The sequence below is a fragment of the Methanomassiliicoccales archaeon genome (assembly GCA_014361295.1).
Taxonomy (GTDB): domain Archaea; phylum Thermoplasmatota; class Thermoplasmata; order Methanomassiliicoccales; family JACIVX01; genus JACIVX01.
In genome coordinates this window covers 1-3547 of the sequence record JACIVX010000041.1, presented here as the reverse complement: position 1 = coordinate 3547, position 3547 = coordinate 1, and the positions used below count along the sequence as shown (strand labels likewise).

The 3547-nt window shown below is 50.9% G+C and carries 2 protein-coding genes and 1 pseudogene; all 3 read left to right on the top strand.

The window, feature by feature from the left end; translation table 11 throughout:
- The coding region (locus tag H5T41_10845; GenBank protein MBC7109255.1) for a hypothetical protein at positions 1-207 on the top strand (207 nt) is incomplete at its 5' end.
- A 29-nt stretch (positions 208-236) separates the two neighbouring features.
- Positions 237-3019 (top strand): annotated as a pseudogene (locus H5T41_10840) (protein kinase).
- Between the two features lie 73 nt (positions 3020-3092).
- On the top strand, positions 3093-3547 hold a 455-nt coding region (locus H5T41_10835; protein ID MBC7109254.1), incomplete at its 3' end, for a hypothetical protein.

Sequence of the window (3547 nt, the reverse complement as noted above, 5' to 3'; positions counted from 1 at the left end):
GTGGAGTTTGAGAAGGCCATGGGCAAGGTAGAAAACATTGATGAAGCTTTAAACACAATGCTAGACTTAACTAGTGAAAGCATATTGACGGGTAATTTTGACGTTGAGACCATTGAGGCTGCAGAGGAGCTTATAGTTTCCTCCGCGGGAAGGGAGCTCGAGCCTGGAAAACGGCTTAAGGAAATAGAGGACATGATGAGGGAGTAGCCTTATACTATGCTAAGTAGGGTGGTGCTATGAGGAGGGCACTGGCGCTCATAATGGTACTTCTCGTCCTGACAATCGTGCCAGCGGCCAAGGCCGAGGGGAGGCCGGATTTGTGGGCGAAGACTTACGGGGGAAGCAGTTATGATGAGGCTTACGCGGTTGCCATCGCTCCAAACGGGGACATTATTGTTGCAGGCTGGACTGTAAGCTTCGGCGCTGGTTATAAAGATGTTTGGGTTCTCAGGCTCGATGAGAACGGGGAGCTTCCTTACTCTGATATGGTCAAAGATTCCAGCGCCGAAGTTGAAGCCACAAACGCCGATATAGGAAACAAAAATGCTGAAATTGAGACTCCGGATGTCGTGGTAAAGTCCACGGACGTCAATCCCAGGGATTCCAACGCAAATATTGAGACGCAGTACTCAAAGTACGACCAAGCCCTCAAAGCCATAAAAAACGCCGAGGGCTTCCTCTCGGATTCAAAAACCCTTGGACAGGCAAAGGCCGCCTTTGAAAAAGGAGATTACGTTACAGCCTACCAGCTCGCTATGAAGGCAGAGCAGGCGAAGAAGACGAGGCAAACGCTTTTTGCCCTCATGCTTATCGCGTTAGCTGGGGCCGTTGCGGGAATGTACTACCGTTCTCAGAAAAAGAAAGAAGCGGAGCGCCTGCGCGGGGAAGTCAAGAGTGCCATTGAAGAGGCAAGGAAGCTCAGGGCTGAGGGGAATTTAATCAAAGCCGCCGAAAAACTCAAAGTGGCCCTTGAAAAGGCCAGAAACCTCGGGGATGTTAAGGCCGAGGTCGAGCTTGAGCTCTCGAAGCTCGGGGAAGAGCTTTCAAAGGCACTCTCTCAGGGGGACGCTCTTCTCGCCGAAGGCAAGTATGCTGAGGCCATAAAAGCCTACAAGTCAAAGAAAAGATATCCCTGGCCGAGAGGAAGGCCGAGGAGGACAAGAAGAGGAGGGAGCTTGAGAAGCTCCTCGCCGAAATCAGTGGGGCGGTTGAGAGGAAGGACTACGAGAGGGTCAAAGAGCTGATGGACAATGTCGAACCGCTCGCAAAAGAGCTAAACGCTGAAAGAAAGCTTGAAGCTATTAAAGCCGAGCTGAAGACGAGGCTTGAGAACCTGACGGCGAGGGCAAGGGAGGAGGAGCTCTCGGGCAACTACTCCCAGGCTTTGGCACTCTACACCGAGGCATTAAGCATAGCGGGTGTTATAGGAGAAAGCGGAGGGGAGATAAGAAAAGCCATAACGACCATAGAGGAGCGCCAGATGGAGGAGCTCCTCAGGAAGAGTGTGAGGATAGAGGTTCCGAGCGAAATGGCCCACAAGGCCGAGAACGAGGTGTCAATACTCGTTACCAACCGCTTCTCCGGTGACATAAGTGTAAGCGTTGACCTGAGCGCCAACAGAGACTACTTCGAGCTGAGCGAGGAGAAGGTGGAGTTCCCGAGGGTGAAACCGGGCAAGACGATAGGCGAGGACGTTACAGTTAAGCCCAAGTTCCTCGGCGAGTTTGACTTCACCGTTAAGGTGAACTCCAGCGCCGGGAGCTTCGAGAAGAGGGTCCCCGTTAAGGTCGTGAAGACCGCAAGGGCTGGGGCAACGCCAACGCCGACCCCGGTGACCTCCACCCCGGTTATCAACCCGGTTGAGAGCTTAACCGAGCTTTATTCTGAGATGCAGTACATCGGGGAGGGCGGCTTCGCCAGGGTTTACAAGGCGAAGAGAAAGGACGGAAAGGTAGTCGCTGTCAAAATCCCCAAGACTCTCGACCCGGCCATCGGTAGGGCCTTTGTGAGGGAGATAAGCAACTGGCTCCACCTGAAGCATTCGAACATCGTTGAACTCTACGACGTGAACGTCATCCCGATCCCCTACCTTGAGATGGAGTACTGCGAGAGCTCCCTGGCCAAGCTTCCCAAGCCACTACCCCTCGAGGAGGCCTCGCTCATAGTCTTCAACATCGCGGAAGGATTGAAGTACGCGCACTCCAAGAAGATCGTACACCGTGACCTTAAGCCGAGCAACGTGCTCCTAAAGAACGGCCTCCCGAAGATTTCCGACTGGGGATTGAGCAAAGTCCTTGAGGAGAGCATGAGCGCGACAACGACGGCAAGCTTCACGCCCTTCTACGCCGCCCCGGAGCAGATCGACAGGAAGTTCGGGCACACCGACGAGAGAACCGACATCTGGCAGCTGGGTGTAATCTTCTACGAGCTCGTTACCGGAAGGCTTCCCTTCGAGGGCTCACTAAGCCAGGTGATGATGGGCATAATCAGGGACGACCCGGTTCCACCGAGCGAAATAAACCCAGAGGCGAAGAAAGTCGAGCCGATAATAATGAAGATGCTCGCTAAGAGGAAGGAGGAGCGCTATCAGAGCATCGAGGAACTCCAGAGAGACCTTGCGGGAGTGCTCAACCTGACTTATTCGGAGAGCCTGAAGAAGAGCAAGACAATGGGGGACGTTAGGAGAGCAGCGTATTACCTCACCGAGCTCCTCCTCATCAACATGAAGACGAACAACGTTGGGGAAGCTTACAAATACGCAACCGACCTCGTTCTCTACGCCAGGGGCGAGCTCAAGGACGAGGTCAGAAAGCTAGCGGAGCAGCAAAAACTAAAAGAAAAAACAAATTATGAGAGTTTTAAAATTAATGGCAATGAGGCGAGAAAATTCAGTCAAAGGGAACTCAAAAAGCTATTTGAAGAGTGTTTAAAATCCAACGGAGCCATAATTAGCTTAAAAACTGAAGAACAAGAAGCCATTATCTTCATTCCTATTCGAGAGGACCTGGAGTGGAATTAAGATTTTTATTTAATTCGTAAGATTAAATATTCGCCTGCACGCTACGCCATAATGCACTAGTGGGTCGGAGGTGATGTGCCTGGAAGGGGTTTTAAGAGAGTTTTTCGAGAAGGATGGAGTGCTATTGTTCGCAAACAACACAAACGCACTGAAAAAAGCCGTGAACTATGCTCAACTCTTCGAAAGAGAAGCCTTGAATTTGAGAAACCTACTCGGCCTTGCATTCAAGCAAGAGTTGCAAAAACTCGCTGAAAAGCCAATCAAACTTTTGCTAAAGCAAGGAGCGGAAGTAAGGCAGATTTACGTGCTCGAACTTGGAAAAAAGCACCTGGTTGAAGTTTTTGAGGACGTTTCGGAAGTGAAGATAGTCATCGGGCTGAAGAGAGATGCAGAACTCGTCGAGGTCATTAAAAGCTTCCCAATCAAAATTCTCAAAGAGCTTGGTTATGAGGTTGAGCGGGTTGAGAAGAAAGACACTGAAATTGAAATTGTATGCAGAAAGGGCAGAATAATTCTTTCTGGCGGGAT